Here is a 1886-nt window from a genome sequence, read left to right on the forward strand (position 1 = left end):
CAGCAACTTGACGCCGGACGCCGCGACGAAGTGCCTGCAGAGCCCGCGAATTCACTTCGGCACGCGACTTGCTCTCTTTGCCGCATCATCACCAATCCCAGTGCGATGGTCTTCGGGACGGACTCGGCGCGCGTCGGTGTTAGCGTCTGGTCCGCCCCGACGGTTTTGCTGCGCGATAACTTAAGGGCGCTCGGTCGTGGACCGAGAAAATACAGGGACGTGTTGGATGCGATCTGGAGTTCTTCTTTTGGGAGCCACGACAATCGCGCTCGTCGCAACCGATGCAACGAATGCGGCAGACCTCGAGCCAGGAGTGAAACTGCCACCGGCGGCTATATTGGCGGGCACGTCGGCGGCGGCTACGGCCGCACCTCCTTCAGCAATCCCTACGGTCCGTCGATCTATGGCGATGTCGTCGATACCCCAGTGTTCCTCGCCGGTGGCCAGATCGGCTACAATTGGCAGAAGAACGGTTGGGTATTTGGTGTCGAACTGGATGCCAGCGGTGCTGTCTCCGACGGGACAAATACCTGCCTCGCCGCCTCCGGCTTTATTGTGAGCGCAAACTGCAAGGCAGGTCCCAACGTCTTTGCCACCGGGACCGGTCGCGTCGGTTACGCGTTTGGCGCGCTGGGCCACACGCCGGCCTATCTCAAGGGAGGCGTCGCTTGGCAAAACAACCGGGGCGACGTCGTCAACAACTTCGAAGGCGGGTCGCCACAGGAGAAAGCCCACTTCGACTATGGTCGCCTTGGCGCCACCATCGGGCTGGGCGTCGAGCAAGCGCTTACGCCTGCATGGTCGGTGAAAGCTGAGTATGACTATCTGCATTTCGGCGGACCGAGTGTCGCGACTCCTCCGACGGAGCAGAATCCGCCGTTCGCAATTCTTCCGGCGAACACAACGGGCCTCTCCAGCAACTATCACATCGGAAAGATCGGCTTGAACTACCTTTTGGCTCCGACCCATGGACGGCGCAATGGTCGGATGCGCCGCTGTACGCGAAAGCACCCGCCGGTGCGCCGATCCGGTGTAGCCGGTGTAGGCCGCAGGCTGGTTGGTTCATTCCCGTGCCAGCGCTGAGCAGCTTGGGGTTTTCTTTGTGGAACCTGACGAACTCGATCAGGTTTTCGATGCCAAAGTCGCAGAACGCCTGAACACCATCTTCGCCGACGCCATAGACCCACTGGCCGCTCTCTACACGGCTTTTGCGACATGCCGATTCAGACTCTCCGCGAAATATAGCCATCGGAGCACCTACCGGGAATCTGGCAGACTGAACAATCCGCCTCCAGCATTGGTCACGTCAAATGTCGTCCTTAAGTCAGGTCCTTGCGATCAGGGCTACCAAAAGTGGCAGGTGTCCCATATTGGAGATCGTGTTACCCTCTGAAGGTGATTGAGCTGAGCCGCGAAACCAATCACAACGTTACAGTTCAGAGAGGAGACGTTCAATGGCATCGAGCGTAGCTGAAGACGAGAAACGCCGTACACAGCAAGCGCCGCAAGTGACCCAGGCATCGGCTGCTGGGCCAGGTGGCGCCGCCGAGCACACTAAGCAGTCGACGGCAGCCACGCGCGCTTCATTCGTGTTTGCAGATTGGCAGAAGTCGATCGAAGCAACGACAAACTTCTTCGCGGCGGCTTTGAAAGACGGTTTGAGATTGACTGCTTCCTCTTTGCACGATCACGCCAATTTTCTAAAAGTCGTTGCTGAGGTCAAAACGCCCTCCGAGTTGCTGAAAAGCTATCTGGACTTGGCAGAGCGATCTTGGTCGAGATCGTTCAGTGAAGGCTCGAAGTTGTTGGATAATCTCAAGATACAACAACATCAGCGTTGAGCAGTCGAATCGTGTAGATCATATAAGCGACGACGAGCTTGGGGC

At 58.0% G+C, this 1886-nt stretch carries 2 protein-coding genes; both read left to right on the forward strand.

Translation table 11 applies throughout. The annotated features are described in order from the left end of the window. A partial coding sequence (locus I6F36_RS38500; RefSeq protein ID WP_225173245.1) for an outer membrane protein occupies positions 1-1083 on the forward strand: 1083 nt, incomplete at its 5' end. A gap of 371 nt (positions 1084-1454) precedes the next feature. After that, on the forward strand, positions 1455-1841 hold the full coding sequence (locus I6F36_RS38505) for a hypothetical protein (RefSeq protein WP_036046585.1): 387 nt from the start codon (positions 1455-1457) through the stop codon (positions 1839-1841). The last annotated feature ends 45 nt before the right edge of the window (positions 1842-1886 follow it).

The sequence above is a fragment of the Bradyrhizobium sp. BRP19 genome, from assembly GCF_020194195.1.
Taxonomy (GTDB): domain Bacteria; phylum Pseudomonadota; class Alphaproteobacteria; order Rhizobiales; family Xanthobacteraceae; genus Bradyrhizobium; species Bradyrhizobium yuanmingense.